Source organism: Raineyella sp. W15-4 (genome assembly GCF_033170155.1).
Classification (GTDB): domain Bacteria; phylum Actinomycetota; class Actinomycetes; order Propionibacteriales; family Propionibacteriaceae; genus Raineyella.
Genome location: NZ_CP137079.1, coordinates 1,537,355 through 1,558,272, shown reverse-complemented (window position 1 = coordinate 1,558,272; position 20,918 = coordinate 1,537,355). Strand labels below are relative to the sequence as shown.

Here is a 20,918-nt window from a genome sequence, read left to right as displayed (position 1 = left end):
TCTCGTGCAGCGGGATGCCGACGATCAGGATGACGCCGTAGAAGGTGAGCAGCACCATCAGCGGCACCGACACCCAGGCGGTCATCAGGTCGGTGAGCACACTCGACGACACGAAGCCGAGCACGCCGCCGGCCTCCCGCAGCGCCACCGGATCGGCGGGACGCGGCAGGCCGTGGGCGACGCTGACCAGGCCGAGCAGGCCCAGGCCGGCGGTCAACCAGCCGACCACCTGTCGCCCGGCCGGCCCGGTGGTGTCCGGGTGCCGGATGGTCCGCCAGGCCATCGTGCCGGTGAGCAGTGGTGAGGCGTACGCAGCCATCCCGATGACGGAGGTGACGGCGTACGTCAGCCAGCCGCCGACCGGGTCGGGCAGGCCCCACCAGAACTCGGCGGCCAGCACGATGGTGGCGCCGATCAGGGCCAGGCCGACGCCGTCCCGGCGCAGGTCCGGGGGGACGTCCCGGGCGGTGCTGCCGATCGAGCGGACGCCCGCGGCGACCAGCCCGGCCAGCCCGTCCCAGAGCACGACGAAGGGGTTGCGGGGCCGTGGTGGCGGCGTACGACGCCCGTTCGAGGAACGCTTCTGCGGCGCGCGGGACGAGGACGAGCCACCCCTGCCGCGGGTGCTCGTCGAAGATCCCTTGGAGCCCCCGGAGCGTGCTCCACCGGAGCGGGCCTGCGTCGAGGTCCGCCCGCCGGAGGAACGCGCAGGGGAAGTCGCGCGTGTCGCCATGGCACCGACCCTAGGCCATCGGGGCAACCGGCTCGGGGTGCACACGCCGGGGGGCCGGTCCCCGCCCGGCCGACCGGCCCTGCCCCGTCTGGGCGGCACCGGCACCAGCCCCGGCCCGACCGGCGTCGTACGCTCGGGCCGCGGGACTCAGCCCTCGGCGGTCCGCAGCCGCGGCCCGGGCGTCCAGCCCCCCTCGGCCAGCGCGTCGCGCAGGTGCCAGAGCGGATCGACCGGCCCGATCCCCCGGCCGAGGGCGTAGCCGGCCGGGATCGCCCCGATCATGAACCGCTTCGCCAGACCGACCGCCTCGGGAGCGGTGAGCCCCTGGCCGAGGCCGGCAGCGATCAGCGAGGCCATCGTGCAGCCGGTGCCGTGGGTGTGGGTGTTGTCGGCCCGCTGGGCGCGGAACACGTGCCGCTCACCGGTGTAGGAGACCAGCAGGTCGTCGGCGTCGCCCGCCTTGTGCCCGCCCTTGATCAGCACCCAGTCGGCCCCGAGCTCCAGCAGCGCCCCGGCCAGGATGGCCGGCGGCGTCGCCGCCGACAGTCCGGTCAGCAGGGCCGCCTCGGGCAGGTTCGGGGTGAGCACGGTGGCCAACGGCAGCAGCGCGGATCGCAGGGTGCTGACCGCGTCGGCGGCCAGCAGCGGGTCGCCGTGCTTCGACATCGCCACCGGGTCGACCACCAGCGGGACCCGGGACCCGTCGGTGCGGCGGGGCACGGTGTCGACCAGTTCGGCCACCGTCGCGACGATCTCCGCGGACGCGAGCATCCCGGTCTTGAGGGCGTCCACGCCGATGTCGTCGACCACACTGCGGAACTGCCCGCGGATCGCCTCCAGCGGCAGCGGCCAGGCGCCCTGGACACCGACCGAGTTCTGGGCGGTGACCGCGGTGACCACGCACATGCCGTGCGTCCCCAACGCCATCATCGCCTTCAGATCGGCCGGCACCCCCGCTCCCCCACCGGAGTCGGTGCCCGCGATCGTCAGCACCCGGGCGGTCGGCAGCGCCGCCGGGCGCGCCTCGGCGGCCCCGTCCGGGGAGCCGGCCCGTTCAGTGGAAGTGGTCATAGCCCTGCTTTCCTTCCCATGGCCTGCCGTCCACGGTGACGGACGGCCACCCTGCGGTGGGTACTTCCCCGACCGTACCGATCACCGTCCAGCCCTCGGGCACCACCCCCGGTGGGAACGTCGCGGCGAGCGCATGGTCCTCCCCGCCGGTCAGCAGGAAGACGTACGGGTCGACGCCGGTGGCCTGGCCGACCGACCGGATCGGCTCGGGCATCCCCAGGGCGGCGCGGTGCACGTCGATCGACACCTGGGACCGTTGGGCGACGTGGCCCAGATCCCCCAGCAGGCCGTCGGACACGTCGATCATCGCCGTGGCGCCCGCCCGGGCGGCCTCCTGCCCGGCCCCGTACGGGGGTTGCGGCACCTGCTGGGCCTCGACCACCGCCTTGGGGGTGCGGAAGCCCTTGCTCAGTGCCGCCAGTCCGGCCGCGGCCCAGCCGACCCGTCCCTTGAGGGCGACCAGGTCACCGGGCCGGGCACCGGAGCGGAGCACCGGCCCCTCCGGCCCGGTGTCGCCGAGGATGGTCACGGAGACGGTGATGTCGCGGGACTTGGTGATGTCGCCGCCGATCAACGACACCCCGGCCCGGTCGCACTCCTCCCGGACGCCCTGGACGAAGTACCGCACCCAGGTCAGGGACAGCTCGCCCGGCGCGGAGAAGCCCATCACGATGCCGATCGGGCGGGCCCCCATCGCCTCGATGTCCGCCACGTTGACCGCCACCGACTTGCGGCCGATGTCCCGCGCCGACGACCAGTCGCGGCGGAAGTGGACGCCCTCGACCAGCACGTCGACGCTGCACAGCGTCCGGCCGCCGCGGCTGTGGATGATCGCCGCGTCGTCACCGGGGCCCAGTTCGACCTGGTCGTTGCTGGGCAGTCCGCGGGTGATCAGGTCGATCAGCTCGAACTCGCCGATGTCGGCGATGGTCTGCTGGGCGGCGGGCTCCACCTCCCCGGGGCGGGGGCCGGGGTAGGGCCACGGGGTGCGCCCGGAGGTGGCGGTGTGGTTCATCGGGACTCCTGTCGGTGTCGGTGTCCTCGACACGGTAGCGTGAGGCCACCGGGGGCCGCCCCCCGGCGCGAGGAAAGGGGAAGCCATGGTCGGCACGGCGAAGGTCGAGGCGTACGTCCTGGTGCAGACGGAGGTGGGGCGCAGCGAGGAGGTGATCGCCGCGATCCGCAGCATCGGCGGGGTCACCGGCGCCGACGGGGTGACCGGGCCGTACGACGTGATCGTACGGGCACACGCCGCGGACATGCTGGCCCTGGGACGACTGATCCGGGCGGTCCAGGAGGTGGACGGGATCACCCGCACCGTCACCTGCCCGGTGATGGCCGAGTGAGGGACGCCCGGCCTGCCGCCCTCGGTGTCCGACCCGCCGCCCTCGGTGTCGCGACCGCCACGACGATCCTGCTGGCCGGCTGCAGCGCCCCGGTGCAGCTGCCGGATCCGCCGGTCGACGACGCGACCAGGGCCCTCTGTACGGCCCTGGTGGCCGACGCCCCGGCCACTCTGCTGGGGTCGCCGCGCCGCGCGACGACCGGCTCGCTGGCAGTGGCCTGGGGGGATCCGCCGATCACCCTGGCCTGCGGGCTGCCCCAGCCGGCCGGGCTGACCCCGACGAGCCAGTGCCTGGAGGTGAACGGCGTCGGCTGGTGGTCCCAGGACGGTGTCACCGGGACGGTGTTCACCACCGTCGGCCGGGCCGCGTACGTCCAGGTGGGGGTGCCGAACTCCTACGGCAACACCGGCGACGCGCTCGCCGAACTGGCCTCCGTGGTGGCCGACCACGACACCCTGCTGCGGCCCTGCGTCGGCTGACGGCACCCATCGACCGACGGACGGGGACCCGGCCGGCGGCGACCGGGGGCCGATCCCGGGCTCAGCGCAGGCCGACGGGGCGCGCCAGCGCCAGTTCGATCAGCCGGCCGATCAGCTCCGGGTAGGCCACCCCGGCCGCGGCCCAGACCTGCGGGAACATCGAGAACCGGGTGAACCCGGGCATGGTGTTGAGTTCGTTGACCAGCACCTGGTTGTCCTGGGTGAGGAAGCAGTCGACCCGGGCCAGGCCCTCGCAGTCGAACGCCTCGAAGACCCGGACCGAGACCTCGCGCACCGCCTCGGCGATCGCCGGGTCGAGGCTGGCCGGGACGTGCAGGCTGACCTGCTCCTCGGGCAGGTACTTGGCGTCGAAGTCGTAGAAGCCGGACGCGGTGTGCATCTCGATCTCGGCCACCACCGAGGTGCCGGGACGGCCGCCGGCGGGGTCCTGCAGCACCCCGCACTCCAGCTCGCGAGCGTCGCGGATGCCCTCCTCGACGATCACCCGCGGGTCCCAACGGTGCGCCTCGGCAATCGCCGCGGGCAGCCCGGACGGTTCCGCCACCTTGGTGATGCCGACACTGGAACCGCCGCGGGCGGGCTTGACGTAGACCGGGAACCGCAACGCCTCGGCCGCCGCCAGGCAGGCCTGCGGATCGGCCGCCCACTCGGCCGGGCGGATGGCGACCCACGGGCCGATCGGCAGCCCGCAGAGGGTCATCACCTGTTTCATCCGGATCTTGTCCATCGCCAGGGCGCTGGCCGTCACCCCGGAGCCGACGTAGCGCACGCCGTACATCTCGAAGAGGCCCTGGATCGTGCCGTCCTCGCCCATCGGGCCGTGCAGCAGCGAGAAGACCAGGTCGATGTCGTGGACGTCGACCAGCCGGTCACCGTCGACCGAGGCGATCCGGGCTCCATCCGCCGTCCGGGAGAGCACCGCGTCGGCCCGATCCTCGGGCACCTCGGGCAGCACACCGTCGACCGTGGTCAGCGCGACCACCTCGTCGACGCCCAGCTGGACCCAGCGGCCGGTCCGGGTGATGCCGACGGCCACCAGGTCGTAGCACTCACGGTCGATCGCCGACAGCACCCCCGCTGCGGTCAGGCAGGACACCCCGTGCTCGGAGCTGCCACCGCCGAAGACGACGGCGACGGTCGGGCGGGCGGACGTGGTCATCGGACCTCCTGGGACGGTAACGGGCACCACCCTACCGCCGCCCGAGTGGCCGACTTCCCCGCGAGCCGGCACCGGTCACAGCTCCGGTTTGGGCTCCCGTTCCATCAGCACGGGCACCATCGCCGCGGGCGTCGTCCGCCCCTCCAGCACCGCCACCACGCCCTCGACGATCGGCATCTCCACGCCGTACGCCCGGGCCAGGTCACGGACCGCGCGACTGGTCGCGACGCCCTCGGCGACCCCGGCACTCTCCCGGGACGCCTCCGCCACGTCGAGACCGCGCCCCAGCCGCTCGCCGAAGGTCCGGTTACGGGACAGCGGGGACATGCAGGTGGCCACCAGGTCGCCGAGTCCGGCCAGGCCGGCGAAGGTGGACCGCCGGCCGCCCAGGGCCTCGCCCAGCGCCGCCACCTGGTGCAGCCCGCGGGTGATCAGCGAGGCGAGGGCGTTGTGCCCGTAGCCCAGCCCCTCCCCCATCCCGACGGCCAACGCGATGACGTTCTTGGCCGCCCCGGCGAACTCCACCCCGACCACGTCGTCGACGGTGTAGGTGCGGAACGACGGGGTCAGGCACAGCTGCTGGATCCGCCGGGCGACCGCCGGGTCGTGTGCGGCGACGACCGACAGTGAGGGTTGCCGTTCGGCGATCTCCCGGGCCAGGTTGGGGCCGGACAGCACGGCGAGCCGCTCCGGGGCCACGCCGCCGGCCTGGGCGATCACCTCGCTCATCCGCATGTCGGTGCCGGTCTCGATCCCCTTGACCAGGCTGAGCACCGGCGCGGTCGAGTCGCGCCAGACCGGCAGCGTGGCCAGGTGGCGTACGTAGCCGCGCAGCTGCTGGGCCGGCAGGGCGAGGACGATCAGGTCGACGCCGGCCAGGCCCCGGACCGGGTCGGTGGTGGCATCCACCCGGTCGCCGAGGTCGATGTCGGACAGGTAGTCCGGGTTGTGGCGGTGCTGGTTGATCCCGTCGGCGACGGCGGGGCGGCGGGCCACGACGGTGACGTGGTGTCCGGCGTCGGCCAGCACCCGGGCGAAGGCCGTCGCCCAGTTGCCGGCTCCGAGGATGCAGCACTGTGCCATCCGGTCAGCTTATCGTTGCGGGTCGGTCCCCGGGCCCGTCGCCGCCCCGCTGGTCGCCGGGCCCGGCGGTGTGCCAGCATCCGAGGCATGACCGACCCCGGCGATTCCGTCCACTGGCTGCTGCCCCCCGACCCGGACCGGGCCCCGGCGTTCCGGCACTGGCCCGCACCGGCCCGGCACCGGCTCGCCCTGTGTGCACTGCTGGACCGGATCGACGAGCTGACCTCGGCCGGCGCCCGGGTCGGGGTGGTACTGGCCGACGCGACGGGGTCACCGTGGATCGGGCTCGCCGCACGGCTGCGGTGGTACGGCACGGCGGCGCAGGTCACCGGCGCCGTCGCCGGGCAGGTGCCGAAGCAGGTCGAAATGCCGGCCGATCCGGCCCGGGCCCGTGCGGGGCGGCACGGCGCGGCGATGCTGGGGCCGGTGGACGCGCCGGTGCGTCCTCTCGGGGTCACCGTGACGGGCACTCCGGGGGTCACGCCGTGGGGCGGCCCCTGGATCGTGCTGACCGACGAGGGTTGGCGGGCCGAGCTGTCCCCCGGGACGCTGCTGGACCCGGTACTCGGATTGCGCCCGGGACAGCGTCTGCAGGCGATGGTCACCATGGCCGACGGCGCCCGGGTGATCAGCGCCTGGCACTGATCCCTGAGACGTGACGGCTGCGGCAGCGCTGAGACCCCTTCAGCTCTCGTGCGGCCGATCCCGTGACGACCATCCGGCCTGGTGGAGCCGCTGGAAGGCCTCCAGCAGCAGGTCCAGCGTGAACGCGAACTCGAACTCCTCGTCACAGCCGGCACCCGCACCGGAGACCTGACCACCGGCCGATTCCAGGGCGATCGCGACGATGTGCGGATACGTCCGGGTCGCCTGCCGCACCATCGCCTCCCGCTCGGCGGGGTCGGTCGGGAGTGCCAGCGCCTCCGGGTCCTCGAACGCTTCCGGGCTGAAGCCCCAGATCCGGTGCCCGAGCGCGTGCATCGCGTGATGGGTCAGATCGACCGAGAGCCCGCCATCGATGAACATCCCGGCGAGGGAGTCCATGTAGGCGAGGACCTGCGGCGTACGGGTCCGCCGCGATTCGATCACCGGCCGCGCCCACGGATGCCGGAGCAGCACGCGGCGCGCCGACAGGATCCGGTGTCGTACCGCCCCCCGCCAGCCGTTCCCCGCCTCGGGCAGGTCGTACTCGGCGATGATCGTGTCGACCATCCCGCCGAGCAGGTCCTCCTTGCTGGCCACGTGCTTGTACAGCGCCATCGCAGTGACACCGAGCCGGGCGGCGAGGTTACGCATGCTGACCGCGTCGATCCCGTCACTGTCGGCCAGCGCCACGGCGGCACGGAGGGCACGTTCCCGGGTCAGCGCCGGGCGCACGGGGTCGGGGGGCTTGGCGCCCCTGGACTCAGGGGTAGTTGGCTCATCCGGGCCGAGCACCGGGGTCGACGAACGGGGCACGGGTCCTCCCTCGACACGGGTCTTTCGTCGGGACGGTTCCGTCCGCGTACCGACTTGGCTGGTATACCTTGACTGGTATACAGCGTACACCCACACTGGAGGTGTACGGCGTACACCAATCCCGCCGACGCCCGAGAGGAACCCCCACCATGTCCCACCCACGTCGCCTCGCCCTGACCGCCGGCCTGCTCTATCTCGTCACCGTCGTCACGTCGATCCCCGCGCTCGCGGTGAAGGCACCCATCCTGAAGGATCCCGCGACCCTCGCGAGCCCGGCGGTCCGGAACGCCCTGCTCGGCGCCACACTGCTCGAAGTGGTTCTCGCCAGCAGTTGCGTCGGCACCGCGGTGGTGCTCTATCCGATCGCCCGCCGACAGAGCGAGACTGCGGCACTGGGGTTCGTCATGTCACGGCTGGCGGAGGCCGGGCTCGTCCTGCTGGGCGTCGCTGCGATGGTCTCGCTGACGACCATCGTGCCGGGGACGACCATCGTGCCGGACGGTCCCACCGCGGCCCCCGCGACGGTTTCGTCCGCAACGTCGGCCCTGGTGGCGATCCACGACTGGGCGTTCCTGCTCGGTCCCGGCCTCATCCCGGCAGTGAACGCTCTACTCCTCGGCTCCGTGATGTACCGATCCGGCCTGGTGCCGCGGATCATCCCGGCCGTCGGATTCATCGGAGCTCCGCTACTGATGGCCTCGGCGATCGCCACGCTGTTCGGCCTGGTCGAGCAGGTTTCCGCGGTGGCCGGACTCGCCGCCCTCCCGGTCGCACTCTGGGAGATCTCGTTGGGTCTGTGGCTCACTGTGAAGGGCTTCCGCCCGGAGGCCGTCGCCCGGCTCATCCGCAGTGCGGCCGAGCCGGCGCGCGCCATCGAATGACCGACCCGGCGCCGCTGATCCTCCACAGCCGCGGCCGGTTCAGCCAGGGACCGCCGCATCAGCCAGACCCCGCCCGCCGGCGCGCGGGGTCTGGGCGGACACGCGGGGTCTGACTGAAGACGCCGCGGCTGCAGGGCGACAGGCCCAGCTCCGCGTACGGCCTGGTGTCAGTCCTGCGTACGCAGTGGGAGGGTGGTGACCTTCCAACTCGGCCGGCGGGCCTCGTACGCGGCGATCTCGTCCTCGTGGGTGAGGGTGACACCGATGTCGTCGAGGCCGTTCATCAGGCGGTAGCGGGTGTAGTCGTCCACCTCGAAGGGCGCGACCAGGTCACCGGCGGTGATCGTCTTCGTGTCCAGGTCGACGGTCACCGACAGCGCCGGATCGGCCTCGGTGGCGTCCCACAGCTGCTCGACGACGTCCTGCGGGACGACGGCGACCAGCAGTCCGGACTTGCCGGCGTTGTTGCGGAAGATGTCACCGAAGCGCGAGCCGATGACGACCCGGAAGCCGTAGTTCTGCAGCGCCCAGACAGCGTGCTCGCGCGACGAGCCGGTGCCGAAGTCGGGGCCGGGGACGAGGATGGTGGCGCCGGCCCGCTCCGGCTTGTTCAGGATGAACTCCGGATCCTGGCGCCAGGCGGCGAACAGGCCGTCCTCGAAGCCGGTCTTGGTGATCCGCTTGAGGTAGACCGCCGGGATGATCTGGTCGGTGTCGACGTTGCTGCGACGCAGCGGCAGCACCGTGCCGGTGTGGGCGATGAACTTCTCCATGGCGATACTCCTCAGGCGTTCTGCAGGACGGGCAGGTCGGCGGGGCCGGCCAGGTGACCGGCGACCGCGGTGGCGGCGGCCACAGCCGGCGAGACCAGGTGGGTCCGTCCGCCCTTGCCCTGGCGGCCCTCGAAGTTGCGGTTCGAGGTGGACGCGGATCGCTCCCCCGGCTTGAGCTGGTCGGGGTTCATGCCCAGGCACATCGAGCAGCCGGCGAACCGCCAGTCGGCGCCGGCGTCGGTGAAGACCGCGTCCAGACCCTCGTCCATCGCCTGTCGGCGGACCCGCTGGGAGCCGGGTACGACCAGCATCCGCACCCCGTCGGCGACCTTGCGGCCCCGGAGGATCGCAGCGGCCAGCCGCAGGTCCTCTATCCGGCCGTTGGTGCAGGAGCCGACGAAGACGGTGTCGACCGGGATCTCCTTCATCGGGGTGCCGGCGGTCAGCCCCATGTACTCCAGCGCCTTCTCGGCGGCCGTCCGGTCGACCGGATCGGCGATGTCCGCCGGGGAGGGGACGGCGTCCGCCAGCGGCACGCCCTGGCCCGGGTTGGTGCCCCAGGTCACGAACGGGCTCAGCTGTGTCGCGTCGATGTCGATCTCGACGTCGAAGACGGCGTCGTCATCGGTGCGCAGGGTCTGCCAGTAGGCCACCGCTGCGTCCCAGTCGGCGCCCTGCGGGGCGTACGGGCGGCCCTGCAGATAGGCGAGGGTCTTCTCGTCGGGCGCGACCAGGCCGGCCTTGGCGCCCCACTCGATGGACATGTTGCAGATCGTCATCCGGCCCTCCATCGACAAGTTCTCGATGGTGGAGCCGCGGTACTCGACGACGTGGCCCTGACCGCCGCCGGTGCCCACCCTGGCGATGATCGCCAGGATGACGTCCTTGGCGGTGACCCCGTCCGGCAGCTCGCCGTCGACGTTGACCGCCATCGTCTTCAGCCGGGCCTGCGGCAGGGTCTGGGTGGCCAGCACGTGCTCGACCTCAGAGGTACCGATGCCGAAGGCCAGTGCTCCGAAGGCGCCGTGGGTGGCAGTGTGCGAGTCGCCGCAGACGATGGTCATCCCGGGCTGGGTCAGGCCCAGCTGCGGGCCGATGATGTGCACCACACCCTGGTCGAGGTCGCCCAGCGAGTGGATCGGCAGGCCGAACTCCTTCGCATTGGCCCGGACGGTCTCGAGCTGGAGCTTGGAGACCGGGTCGGCGATCGGCGCGAAGATGTCGTCGGTCGGCGTGTTGTGGTCCTCGGTGAGCATTGTCAGCTCGGGCCGGCGCACCCCGCGCCCGGCCTGTCGCAGGCCGTCGAAGGCCTGCGGGCTGGTCACCTCGTGGGCGAGCTGCAGGTCGATGTAGAGCAGGTCGGGCTCTCCGTCCGCGGACCGGACCACATGGTCCTCCCAGACCTTCTCACTGAGGGTCTTACCCATCGAATGTCCTCCATCCGGATCAACCAGGACCGTACGCCGCCGGTGAGACACCGCCGGAGCCGCCGCACTGTGACGGCCCACCCGAAGCGTCTCACAATGAAAGACTGAGGTCCCATTTCTTGAGATCAGCGTAGCAAGACCGGGGGTGTTCCGGGTAGCGGTAGGGACTTGCGTTTCACATCCCGAGACTGCAATATCGAAATATGGATAACGGAAGCGGAGTCGGAGTCCTCGACAAGGCGGCCCTCGTGCTGAGTGCCCTGGAGACCGGTCCCACCACACTCGCGGGACTCGTCCAGAGTACCGGCCTGGCCCGCCCGACGGCCCACCGGCTGGCAGTCGCGCTGGAGCACCATCGCCTCGTCGCGCGCGACCTGCAGGGCCGGTTCGTGCTCGGCCCACGGCTCGCCGAGCTGGCCGCCGCCGCCGGTGAGGACCGGCTGGTCGCCACGGCCGGCCCGGTACTGGCCCGGCTGCGCGACATCACCGGCGAGTCGGCACAACTGTTCCGCCGCCAGGGCGACATCCGGATCTGCGTGGCCGCCGCCGAGCGGTCCTCGGGACTGCGGGACACCGTCCCGGTCGGCAGCCAGCTCACCATGTCCGCCGGCTCCGCCGCCCAGGTCCTGCTGGCCTGGGAGGACCCGGACCGGATGCAGCGGGGGCTGGAGTCGGCCGAGTTCACCGCCGTCGCCCTGACCGGGGTGCGGCGCCACGGCTTCGCCGAATCGGTCGGCGAGCGGGAGCCCGGGGTCGCCTCGGTGTCCGCCCCGGTCCGCTCCCCCTCCGGCAAGGTGATCGCGGCGGTCAGCGTCTCCGGGCCGATCGAACGCCTCACCCGCCAGCCGGGCCGGCTGCACGCCCCGGCCGTGATGGCCGCGGCGGATCGGCTCAGCGAGGTGCTGCGACGCTCCGGCGGCCAGGAGTCCTGACCCGGAGGCGGTAGGTCAGCCGGCGAACTTGCCGCGGGCCCGGCGCCGGCCGGCCTTCTCCCCGCGGGCCTCGGCCGCGGCCAGCTCTCCCGGGGCCGTGCCCAGCGGCTGATCCGCGAACGAGCGGGTGTTGACCTTCTCGGCGACGTCGCGCAGCATCATCCACCACTGCTGGCGGGGACGGCGGGTCTCGAAGTCGACCAGTTCCTCGAACTCCTTGAACGGGGTCATCGCGTACGCCTCGTCGCTCTCGGTGGCGAAGACGTAGTCGCTGGCGCCCTCCTCGAACTGCCGGTCGAGCTCCTCGATCCCGGCAGCCGCCAGCCGGGTCGCCACCAGCCGGTCGAACGGGGTGGGATTGCCGCCCTGCTGGACGTGGCCGAGGATGATCGGCCGGACGTCGAACAGGTCCCCGCCCTCGGCCTCGAACAGCCGGGCGAGGAAGTCCGCGGTGTAGTACTCGGCGGCGTCCTCGTTACGGACCGCGAGATAGAACCGCCGGCCCTGCTCGAAGGCCGCCCGCATCTGCCGGACGTCCTCCTCCAGCATCGAGATGGTGATGCCCTCCTCGTTGAGGTAGACCCGCTCGGCGCCGGCGGCCAGCCCGCTGGCCTGGGCCAGGAAGCCGCAGGTGCGCCCCATCGTCTCCACCACGAAGCAGCGACGGCTGGCGGCGGCCGACTGCTTGATCCGGTCGAGCGACTCCATCGCGACGTTCAGCGCGGAATCGGCGCCGACGGCCATCCGCCACTCCGGCAGGTTGTTGTCGATACTGGCCGGCAGCGCCACCACCGGTAGGTCGAAGGCCGGGTAGCGGCGCCGCTCGTCCATCATCAACTGGACGGCCTCGTACGCGTTGATCCCGCCGATCACCAGCAGGGCGTCCATCGCGTTCTCCTCGATGGTGCGGGCGATGCCGTAGAGCTCCTCCGCCCGCGGCACCTCCCGGCGGGTGCCGAGCTCGGCACCGCCCATCCCGGTCCAGCCCTCCACGTCGCCCCAGGCGAACTCGCTGACCCGGCCGCGCATGAAGCCGGGGAAGCCGCCCTGGATGCCGAGCATGGTGTGGCCGGCGTCGATGCCGAGCCGGACCGCCGCCCAGACCGCGGTGTTCATCCCGGGAGCCAGCCCGCCGGCGTGCAGGATCCCGATACGCTTGGCCCGGTGCCCGTGGGTGACCCGCGGCTCGGCCTCGGCGAGGGCGTTGAAGATCTCCACCATCCGCCGGAACCCGTCACCGCGGGCGTCGACGGCGGCGTCGAAGTCGTGGGCCCGGACCAGGTCACCGATCGCACGGGTGGCTCGGACCGCCTCGACCAGCGGGCTGCGGGTGACCCGGTTGCGGTGCACCCCGATGACCACCGGGACGCTGTTGCGGGTCGCGGCGAGGAGTTCCTCGGCGGCGGCGACGCCGACCATGGAGGACATCCACCGGTCGTACGCAGTGGGGGAACCGCCGCGCTGGACGTGACCGAGGATGGTCACCCGGGCGTCCTGGCCCAGGTTGTCCTGCAGCGCCTGGCGGACGTCGTCACACTTGATCGGGGTGCCGGACCGGTCCCGGGCCCCCTCGGCCACGATGATCAGGGAGTCGCGCCGGCCCGCCTCGCGGCCCCGCAGGATCAGCTCGCACATGTGCTGCTGCCAGCCCTCCGCGGGCGGCGCCTCCGGGATGAACATGTACGCCGCACCGCCGGCGACGGCACTGTTCAGCCCCAGGTAACCGCACTCGCGGCCCATCACCTCGACGATGAAGATCCGTTGGTGGCTGGCGGCGGTGGAGGCGATCGCGTCGACCGCCTCGATGATCCGGTGCAGGGCGGTGTCGGTGCCGATCGTCATGTCGGTGCCGACCATGTCGTTGTCGATCGAGCCGACCAGCCCGGCGATCATCAGGTCGGGGTAGGCCTCGGCCACCTCGCGCTCCAGCCGACCGGCCGCGACGAGTTCCTCGAGCAGCTCGGGCCACTCCTGGCGCAGCGTGTCCGCGCCGGTGAGGGAGCCGTCCCCGCCGACCACGGCGAGCCGGTCGATCCCGTGGCTAACCAGGTTGAGGGCCGCCGTCCGTCGGCCGTCCCGCTCCCGGAACGCCTGACACCGGGCGGTGCCGATCACCGTCCCGCCGCGCTGCATGATGCCCGACACGTCGTCCCATTCCATCGGGACGATGTCGTCACCGCCGTTGACGGCGCCCTGCCAGCCCTCGCGGATCGCGAAGACCTCGGCGCCGGCCTGGATCGCGGACCGGACGACCGCCCGGATCGCGGGGTTCATGCCGGGGGCGTCGCCACCGCTGGTGAGGACGCCGATGCGAACAGGTCCGGGGGTCTCGAACACGGCGGGCAACCTTCCGCTGGGACGATCAGGGCGCCCCAGCGTCCGCCGGGGTCGTGGAACGCGACCCAGTGTATGGACCACCGGAGGCGGGGTGGGAGTGGGGTGCGACAGTGGCGTGGTGCTGCCCGACCTGTCCCGTCACGCCCTCGACGTGGCGCCGCTGCTGGTCGGCTGCCGGCTGCAGGCGGGCCCGGTCACGGTCCGGCTGGTCGAGGTCGAGGCGTACGAGGGTGGCGCCGATCCGGCCTCGCACGCCTACCGCGGACGGACCGCGCGCAACGCGGTGATGTTCGGGCCCAGCGGACACCTGTACGTCTACCTGCTGCACGGGTCGGTCTGCTGCAACGTGGTGTGCGGCCCGGAGGGGGTCGCCACGGCGGTGTTGCTGCGAGCCGGCGAGGTCGAGGCCGGGCAGGACCTGGCCCGGGAGCGGCGGCTGGTCCGCCGGGCCTCGCCGCTCACCGACCGGGACCTCGCCCGGGGCCCGGGCAACCTCTGCCGGGCGTTGGGGATCACCTCCGCCGACAACGGTGCCGATCTGCTCGGGGGCGGTGGGCTGCAGCTGCTGCCGGCGGAGCGCCGCCCGGCCGCCGTGGGCAGCGGCCCCCGGGTGAACGTGTCGACCGCGGCGGACCGGCCCTGGCGGTTCTGGGACGCGGCGTCGCCGTCGGTGTCGCTGTTCAAGCGTCATCCGCGGGCCGTCACCGGCTGACGAGCGTCCGCTCAGCCCCGCCCGATCCCCCCTGCAGTGACATCGGGCTGCGCGTCCGGATCGCCGGGGTCGATCCCCGCGTCGATGCCGTACGCCGAGAGCCGGGCCCGGTCGGTGAGGTCGTTCGAGGCCTGCAGAGCGAGCAGTTCGGCGTAGATCCCGCCGGAGACGGCGAGCTCGGCCGGGGTGCCGATCTCGTCCACCGCCCCGTCGCGCAGCGTGACGATCCGGTCGACGGTGGAGATGGTGGACAGCCGGTGGGCGATGATCAGCGTCGTACGATCCGCCATCAGCTGCTCCAGCCCCTCCTGTACCAGCCGCTCCGACTTCGTGTCCAGCGAACTCGTCGCCTCGTCGAGGACCAGGACCGGCGCGTCCTTGAGCAGCGCCCGGGCCACCGCGACCCGCTGTTTCTGGCCGCCGGACAGCTTGACCCCGCGCTCGCCGATCAGCGCCGCGTAGCCCTCCGGGAAGCGCTCGACGAATCGGTCCGCATTGGCCCGCCGGGCCGCCTCGGTGACCTCCGCATCGGTGGCCTCCGCCCGGCCGTAGGCGATGTTCTCCCGGATCGTGCCGGAGAACAGCGACGGGTCCTGGAAGACCACCCCGACGTCGCGGCGCACCTCGTCGACGGGCATCGCGGTGATGTCGCGGCCGCCCAGGGTGACGAGTCCGGCATCGGGCGGATAGAGGCCGAGCAGCAGGTTGACCAGGGTGGACTTCCCGCCGCCGGACTCCCCCACCAGGGCGATCCGCTCCCCCGGGTCGGCATGGAAGGTGACGTCGCGGAGCACCGGCCGACCCGGCCGGTAACCGAAGTCGACGTGCCGGAAGGCGAAGGCGTGGAGGTCGAGCGGCGCCGTTGCCGGCCGGCCCGCCGGTAGCGTACGCCGCGCCTCCGGGACCTGGTCCAGCACCTCGAAGTACGACTGCGACCCGGCGACGGCCCGCTGCCCGGAGTCGACGATGAAGCTCATCATGGTCACCGGCGTGCGGGCCATCCCCATCAGCTGCAACAGCAGCACCATCACCCCGATGCTGAAGGCGCCGTGGGCGGTCTGCAGGAACAGCACCAGGTAGATGCCGAGGAAGGCGAGGTTGAGCACGGCCCGCCGGGCGGTGTCCATGCTGTGCCAGTGCCGGGCCTGGTCGCGGGTCAGGCCGATGGTGCCACCGTAGCGGTCGTCGAAGAGCGCCAGCTCGGAACGCTCCCGGACGAAGCTCTTCACCACCCGGATCTGACCGATCACCTCGGAGAACCGGCCGTTGGCGACGTCGACCAGATCGTTCTTCGCCCCCTCCAGCCGCTGCCAGGTCGTCGACGTCCGGGCGGTCAGCCACATGTACGCCGGGAACAGCACCGCCAGCATCACCGCCAACGGCCACGAGTAGAGACCGCTGATCACCAGCACCGCCACGGTCGTCACCAGCATGGTGAAGAAGGTGTTGGACATCGACTTGAGGAAGTTCGTCACCTCGGCGATCGAGCGCGACAGCCGGCCGATGATGGTGCCGCTCAGCTCGTCGTCGAAGTACCGCTGGGGCAGGCCGAGGAGCTTCGCGAAGTAGCGCACCGACAGGATCTGCCGCAGCCGGGCCGTCATCGTGTCACCGAGGTAGCCACCGATATTGGTGAGCACCGTGTTGAGCAGTTCGGCGACGAGCAGGCCCACGGCGAGCAGCACCAGCGTCCGGACGGTGCCGCCGTGGCCGCCGGCCAGCGCGACCACCTCGTCGGTGGCCCGCCCGATCAGGAACGGAGTCACCAGGGCGGTGACCGACATCAGCAGCGAGCTGGCCACGATCCCGAGGTAGTACGGCCACAGCTCCCTGGTGGTGGACAGGATCCGGAGCAGGGATCGCATCGGTTCAGCCCCGCGGGACGTCGCGTTCCAGCTCGGCCAGCCAGGTGCGGGCCGCGGCGTCCGAGGGCATCCGCCAGTCGCCGCGCGGCGACAGCGCCCCGCCGGCCATCACCTTCGGCCCGTTGGGCAGCGCCGAGCGCTTGAACTGGTTGCCGAAGAAGCGTTTCAGGAAGACCTCGAGCCAGTGTCGGATGGTGGCCAGGTCGTACGCCTCCCGTTCCTCGGTCGGGTAGCCGGGCGGCCAGCTGCCCCGCTCCGGGTCGTGCCAGGCGTGGTGGGCGAGGAAGGCGATCTTCGCCGGCCCGTAGCCCAGTCGGAGCAGGAGGTGCAGGGTGAAGTCGTGCAGGGCGTACGGCCCGATGGAGTCCTGGGTGGACTGCGGCTTCTGGCCCTCGGCGACCGGGATCAGCTCCGGGCTGATCTCGGTGGCGAGGATGGAGCGCAGGATCGTCGCGGTCTCCTCGCCGACCTGCCCCGAGGAGATCACCCAGCGGATCAGGTGCTGGATCAGGGTCTTCGGCACCCCGGCGTTGACGCCGTAGTGGGACATCTGGTCACCGACACCGTAGGTGCACCAGCCGAGCGCCAGCTCCGAGAGGTCGCCGGTGCCCACCACGATCCCGCCCCGCTGGTTGGCCAGCCGGAACAGGTAGTCGTAGCGCAGCCCGGCCTGGACGTTCTCGAAGGTGACGTCGTAGACCGGCTCCCCGTCGGCGTACGGGTGGCCCAGGTCGGCCAGCAGCTGGCGGGCTGCGGGACGGATGTCGAGCTGTTGGAAGGTCACCCCGAGCGCCCGGCACAGCTCCTCGGCGTTGCTGCGGGTGTGCTCGGTGGTGGCGAAGCCGGGCATGGTGAAGGCGAGCACGTCGCTGCGCGGCCGGCCGAGCAGGTCCATCGCCCGGGCCGCGACGATCAGCGCATGGGTGGAGTCCAGGCCGCCCGAGACGCCGATCACGGCCTTCGGGGTGCCGATGGCGGTGAGTCGCTGGGCCAGCCCCGCGACCTGGATGTTGTACGCCTCGTAGCAGTCCAGGGCGAGCCGCTCGGGATCGTCGGGAACGAACGGGAACCGGTCCACGTGGCGTTCCAGGCCGATGTCGTGGCGGGGTGGGTCGAGCCGAAACCGGACGGTCCGGAAGGCCTCCGCCCGCGCGGCGTGGGTGCGCCGGTTGTCGTCGAAGGTGCCCTGTCGGAACCGCTCGGCGGTGAGCCGTTGCAGGTCGATGTCAGCCACCGAGCAGCGCCAGCCGCGGGGGAACCGTTCGGTCTCGGCGAGCAGGTCCCCGTCCTCGTAAACGAAGGTCTGGCCGTCCCAGGACAGGTCGGTGGTGGACTCCCCCTCCCCGGCGGCCGCGTAGACGTACGCCGCCAGGCAGCGGGCCGAGGCGGCCCGGGCCAGCAGCTTGCGGTGCTCGGCCTTGGTCACCGTGATCGGTGAGCCGGACAGGTTCGCCAGCACGGTCGCCCCGGCCAGGGCGGCCTCCGCGCTCGGCGGCACCGGCACCCACATGTCCTCGCACACCTCGGCGTGGATCACCAACCCGGGAACGTCGTCGGCAGCGAACAGCAGATCGGGGCCGATCGGCACCCGGTGCCCGGCCAGCTCCACCTCGCCGCGGATGTCGTCGCCGGGGGCGAAGTGGCGGCGCTCGTAGAACTCCCGGTAGGTCGGGACGTACGCCTTGGGCACCACCCCGAGCAGTGCGCCCCGGTGGACCACGGCGACCGTGTTGAGCACCCGGAGGCGGTGCCGCACCGGCAGCCCCACCATCAACACCGGCAGCAGGTCCCGGCTTGCCTCGACCAGGGCGGCCAGTGCCTCCTCGGCGGCGTCCAGCAGCGGGCTCGCCAGCAGCAGGTCGTCCAGGGCGTAGCCGGTGAGGCACAGCTCAGGGAACACCGCCAGCCCCACCCCGTGCACCGAGAGCTCCTCGGCCGCCTCGAGGACGGCCCCGAGATTGCGGTCGGGCTGGGCGGCGACGACGGGAACGGTGACCGCGGCGACCCGGACGAAGCCCTGGTCGTAGGCCGATGCGAACTGCACTCCGGACTCCTCGATGCCGATGACTGCTGCGGGGCCCAGCCTAACGACCGGCGGCCCGTCCGTGCTGCCGCCTCCGGGCCGGCGGGTCTTCGGAAGCCGTCGCAGGCGGGCGGATCGCCTAGGATGCTGATCACCATCGACCAACCACGGGAGGACACGATGACCCCAGACGAGCGGGACCTGTCCGAGGCCGATCGGGCCGACACTGTCGAGACCGACCCGTACGATCCGGACGAGCGCGAGGCATTCACCGACGAGCGCGAGGAGCCGATGGACGAGGGCGACGACGAGGTGGACGACGAGGCCGACCTCCGGGGCGACGAGCCGCCGCATGTCGACTGACCCGACCCGTCGGACTCCGGCCCGGCCGCCGGCCACGCAGCCGGAGACCAGAGGGCCCGACACCTCCGGGCCCGACGACACCTCCGGGCCCGACACCACCACGATCGAGGTCACCCGGAAGCAGGCGCGGTCCGAACAGGCCGCGGTCGACCTGGCCCGGACCGTCTATCGGGCGATGACCGGACGCCCGGCACCGGCCGCCGTCGGCGTGGTCACCCGCACGGACCGATGGGACGTCACCTTCACCGAGTGACGACTCACAGTTCCATCTCGGCGCCCATCACTACGGTCCGGTCCGGCGGCAGGTGGAACACCTCCGTACGTGACGCGGCGTTGTTGGCCATCAGCACGTAGAGCCGCTTGCGCCACGAGGCCATCTTCGCGTCGCCGGTCGGCCGCAGGGTCAGCACGGACAGGAAGTAGCGCACCTGCTGCGGCTCGAAGTCCAGCTCGGGGCTCCGGCCGACCGCGAGGGCCAGGCCCCGGGGAACGTCCTGGGAATCGTTGAAGCCGACGTGCACGCTGATGTGCACGATCCCGTCGGACGGATCGCCCAGGTCGTGGACATGGACCCGCTCCCGGTGGCGGATGTGCGGCACGTTCTCATTGACGATCTCGACCAGGACGACGTGCTCGAACATCGCGTGGGTGAACATCACCAGGGTGCGCAGCGCCAGCGGTGCCGTGGTGCTGTTCGGATGCGGGAAAACGGCGATCCCCGGGATCCGGGGCAGCTCGGAGTTGTGCACGGCCTCGATGAACTCGTCCAGCGGGCCCTCCAGCTCCCGGCGGCGACGCGACACCAGGTCGAACCCCCGCCGCCAAGTGGTCATCACCAGGATGACCAGAGCGGCGATCAGCAGCGGCAACCAGCCACCGCTGACCACCTTCGCCAGGTTCGCGGCGAAGAAGAACACCTCGACGAGCAACACCGTGGCGGCGTACACCACCAGCTTCCAGGTCGGCTGCTGCCAAGCCATGTGGGCCAGGGCGAGGAACAGCAGGCTGGTGAGCAGCAGGGTGCCGGTGACCGCCAGGCCGTACGCCGAGGCGAGGTTGGCCGAGCTGCCGAAGATCGCGATCAGTGCCAGCACACCCAGGTAGAGCACCCAGTTGACCAGCGGGACGAAAATCTGGCCGCCCTCCTCCTTCGAGGTGTGCTTGACCAGGAGCCGGGGCAGCAGGCCCAGGCGGACGGCCTGTCGGGACACCGAGAACGCCCCGGAGATGACCGCCTGGGAGGCGATCACCGTCGCCAGAGTGGCCAGCACCACCAGCGGCAGCCGCGACCAGGACGGGGCCATCTGGAAGAACGGGTTGTTGATGGTGGCCGGGTCGTGGAGGATCATCGCACCCTGGCCCAGGTAGTTGAGGGCCAGGGCCGGGAACACGATGGCGAACCAGGAGATCTTGATCGGCAGCGGGCCGAAGTGGCCCATGTCGGCGTACAGGGCCTCGGCGCCGGTGATGGTCAGCACGACCGCGCCCATCGCGATGAACGCGGTGAACGGGTGCTCGACGACGAACGCGACGGCGTAGGTGGGAGACACCGCCCGCAGGATGCCGGGGTGCTGGACGATGTGCGGCACGCCGAGCAGGCCGACGACGACGAACCACACGGTCATCACCGGGCCGAAGGCCCGGCCGACCGCGGCCGTCCCCCACCGCTGGATGACGAACAGCACCGACAGGATCACCACCGACAGCGGCAGGACGAGGTCCTCGAAGCCCGGATTGACCACGGTGAGGCCCTCGATCGCCGACATCACCGAGATCGCGGGGGTGATCACCGAGTCACCGTAGAAGAGGGCCGCCCCCAGCATTCCCAGCGCCAGCACGACGGAGGTACGCCGGTGCTGCTGCACCCGGTCCACCAGCAGGTGGGTGAGGGCGAGGATGCCGCCCTCACCGTCGTTGTCGGCCCGCATCACCAGGACGACGTACTTGAAGGTGACGACCAGGGTGATCGACCACAGCACCATCGAGATGACGCCGTAGACGTCGACCGGGACCGGCTTGACGTTGTTGTGGTCGATGCTGAACACGGTTTGCATCGAGTAGAGCGGGCTGGTGCCGATGTCGCCGAAGACGACCCCCAGGGCCGTCAGGGCCAGGGCCGGAAGCTTCGACCGGCCGCGGAGCGGCGTGATCGTCGTGGTGTCGGGATCCTGACCGGGCCCCTTGTGGGATCCGGTTCTGTCCCCGCCCCTGAGTGGACGCATATGCCTCATCCTCGATCCATGAGCCTGAGCCTC

Annotated in this window: 19 protein-coding genes and 1 pseudogene; 8 read left to right on the top strand and 12 right to left on the bottom strand. The window is 71.8% G+C overall.

Features of this window, described 5'->3' with window-relative positions; genetic code table 11:
* Positions 1-10 precede the first annotated feature (10 nt).
* The 3 genes and pseudogenes from R0145_RS18390 to R0145_RS07245 all read right to left on the bottom strand — a co-directional run.
* Positions 11-733: pseudogene (locus R0145_RS18390) on the bottom strand (DNA translocase FtsK 4TM domain-containing protein); the annotation flags it as partial.
* A 147-nt stretch (positions 734-880) separates the two neighbouring features.
* Complete coding sequence (thiD, locus tag R0145_RS07250; protein ID WP_317839684.1) at positions 881-1,804, bottom strand: bifunctional hydroxymethylpyrimidine kinase/phosphomethylpyrimidine kinase; 924 nt, start codon at positions 1,802-1,804, stop codon at positions 881-883.
* Positions 1,788-2,819 (bottom strand): thiamine-phosphate kinase, encoded by a 1,032-nt coding sequence (locus R0145_RS07245; protein ID WP_317839683.1) that lies wholly within the window; start codon positions 2,817-2,819, stop codon positions 1,788-1,790. The genes thiD and R0145_RS07245 overlap by 17 nt, the downstream gene beginning before the upstream one ends.
* Positions 2,820-2,904: 85 nt before the next feature.
* Between R0145_RS07245 and R0145_RS07240 the strand changes: the two genes are divergently transcribed.
* Both R0145_RS07240 and R0145_RS07235 read left to right on the top strand, forming a co-directional pair.
* Complete coding sequence (locus tag R0145_RS07240; protein ID WP_317839682.1) at positions 2,905-3,150, top strand: Lrp/AsnC ligand binding domain-containing protein; 246 nt, start codon at positions 2,905-2,907, stop codon at positions 3,148-3,150.
* Positions 3,147-3,629 (top strand): DUF3515 domain-containing protein, encoded by a 483-nt coding sequence (locus R0145_RS07235; RefSeq protein WP_317839681.1) that lies wholly within the window; start codon positions 3,147-3,149, stop codon positions 3,627-3,629. Before R0145_RS07240 ends, R0145_RS07235 begins: the two co-directional genes overlap by 4 nt.
* 61 nt (positions 3,630-3,690) lie before the next feature.
* On the opposite strand, the gene R0145_RS07230 is transcribed toward R0145_RS07235, so the two are convergent.
* Positions 3,691-4,809 (bottom strand): D-alanine--D-alanine ligase family protein, encoded by a 1,119-nt coding sequence (locus R0145_RS07230; protein WP_317839680.1) that lies wholly within the window; start codon positions 4,807-4,809, stop codon positions 3,691-3,693.
* Between the two features lie 75 nt (positions 4,810-4,884).
* The gene (locus tag R0145_RS07225) at positions 4,885-5,892 is read right to left on the bottom strand and encodes an NAD(P)H-dependent glycerol-3-phosphate dehydrogenase (RefSeq protein ID WP_317839679.1); all 1,008 of its coding nucleotides are present in this window, start codon (positions 5,890-5,892) and stop codon (positions 4,885-4,887) included.
* An 87-nt stretch (positions 5,893-5,979) separates the two neighbouring features.
* Between R0145_RS07225 and R0145_RS07220 the strand changes: the two genes are divergently transcribed.
* Positions 5,980-6,537, top strand: a complete 558-nt coding sequence (locus R0145_RS07220) for a hypothetical protein (protein ID WP_317839678.1) — start codon at positions 5,980-5,982, stop codon at positions 6,535-6,537.
* A 39-nt stretch (positions 6,538-6,576) separates the two neighbouring features.
* Here the strand turns inward: R0145_RS07220 and R0145_RS07215 are convergent, their stop codons facing one another.
* The gene (locus R0145_RS07215; protein ID WP_317839676.1) at positions 6,577-7,350 is read right to left on the bottom strand and encodes a TetR/AcrR family transcriptional regulator C-terminal domain-containing protein; all 774 of its coding nucleotides are present in this window, start codon (positions 7,348-7,350) and stop codon (positions 6,577-6,579) included.
* A gap of 149 nt (positions 7,351-7,499) precedes the next feature.
* Here R0145_RS07215 and R0145_RS07210 point away from each other — a divergent pair, with 149 nt between their 5' ends.
* Positions 7,500-8,231, top strand: coding sequence for a DUF4386 domain-containing protein (locus R0145_RS07210; RefSeq protein ID WP_317839675.1), 732 nt, complete (start codon positions 7,500-7,502; stop codon positions 8,229-8,231).
* A 167-nt stretch (positions 8,232-8,398) separates the two neighbouring features.
* Here R0145_RS07210 and leuD read toward each other — a convergent pair whose 3' ends face one another.
* Together leuD and leuC are read right to left on the bottom strand one after the other, a co-directional pair.
* Complete coding sequence (leuD, locus tag R0145_RS07205) at positions 8,399-9,004, bottom strand: 3-isopropylmalate dehydratase small subunit (RefSeq protein WP_317839674.1); 606 nt, start codon at positions 9,002-9,004, stop codon at positions 8,399-8,401.
* An 11-nt stretch (positions 9,005-9,015) separates the two neighbouring features.
* On the bottom strand, positions 9,016-10,431 hold the full coding sequence (leuC, locus tag R0145_RS07200) for a 3-isopropylmalate dehydratase large subunit (RefSeq protein ID WP_317839673.1): 1,416 nt from the start codon (positions 10,429-10,431) through the stop codon (positions 9,016-9,018).
* Positions 10,432-10,634: 203 nt separating this feature from the next.
* Between leuC and R0145_RS07195 the strand changes: the two genes are divergently transcribed.
* Positions 10,635-11,363, top strand: coding sequence for an IclR family transcriptional regulator (locus tag R0145_RS07195; RefSeq protein WP_317839672.1), 729 nt, complete (start codon positions 10,635-10,637; stop codon positions 11,361-11,363).
* Between the two features lie 15 nt (positions 11,364-11,378).
* Here the strand turns inward: R0145_RS07195 and R0145_RS07190 are convergent, their stop codons facing one another.
* Complete coding sequence (locus R0145_RS07190) at positions 11,379-13,700, bottom strand: 6-phosphofructokinase (protein ID WP_411742083.1); 2,322 nt, start codon at positions 13,698-13,700, stop codon at positions 11,379-11,381.
* Between the two features lie 118 nt (positions 13,701-13,818).
* Here R0145_RS07190 and R0145_RS07185 point away from each other — a divergent pair, with 118 nt between their 5' ends.
* Positions 13,819-14,412 (top strand): DNA-3-methyladenine glycosylase, encoded by a 594-nt coding sequence (locus R0145_RS07185; protein ID WP_317839671.1) that lies wholly within the window; start codon positions 13,819-13,821, stop codon positions 14,410-14,412.
* A gap of 11 nt (positions 14,413-14,423) precedes the next feature.
* Here R0145_RS07185 and R0145_RS07180 read toward each other — a convergent pair whose 3' ends face one another.
* Both R0145_RS07180 and R0145_RS07175 read right to left on the bottom strand, forming a co-directional pair.
* The gene (locus R0145_RS07180) at positions 14,424-16,277 is read right to left on the bottom strand and encodes an ABC transporter ATP-binding protein (RefSeq protein WP_317839670.1); all 1,854 of its coding nucleotides are present in this window, start codon (positions 16,275-16,277) and stop codon (positions 14,424-14,426) included.
* Positions 16,278-16,281: 4 nt separating this feature from the next.
* A complete protein-coding gene (locus R0145_RS07175; RefSeq protein WP_317839669.1) occupies positions 16,282-18,321 on the bottom strand; it encodes an NAD(+) synthase in 2,040 nt (679 codons plus the stop codon).
* Positions 18,322-18,444: 123 nt separating this feature from the next.
* Here R0145_RS07175 and R0145_RS07170 point away from each other — a divergent pair, with 123 nt between their 5' ends.
* Both R0145_RS07170 and R0145_RS07165 read left to right on the top strand, forming a co-directional pair.
* Positions 18,445-18,663 carry a hypothetical protein gene (locus tag R0145_RS07170; RefSeq protein WP_317839668.1) on the top strand — a complete coding sequence of 73 codons (219 nt, stop codon included), beginning with the start codon at positions 18,445-18,447 and terminating at the stop codon, positions 18,661-18,663.
* Entirely contained in the window at positions 18,653-18,916 is a 264-nt protein-coding gene (locus tag R0145_RS07165; RefSeq protein ID WP_317839667.1) for a hypothetical protein, read from the top strand. The genes R0145_RS07170 and R0145_RS07165 overlap by 11 nt, the downstream gene beginning before the upstream one ends.
* 4 nt (positions 18,917-18,920) lie before the next feature.
* Here R0145_RS07165 and R0145_RS07160 read toward each other — a convergent pair whose 3' ends face one another.
* A complete protein-coding gene (locus tag R0145_RS07160; RefSeq protein WP_317839666.1) occupies positions 18,921-20,885 on the bottom strand; it encodes a potassium transporter Kup in 1,965 nt (654 codons plus the stop codon).
* Positions 20,886-20,918 lie beyond the last annotated feature (33 nt).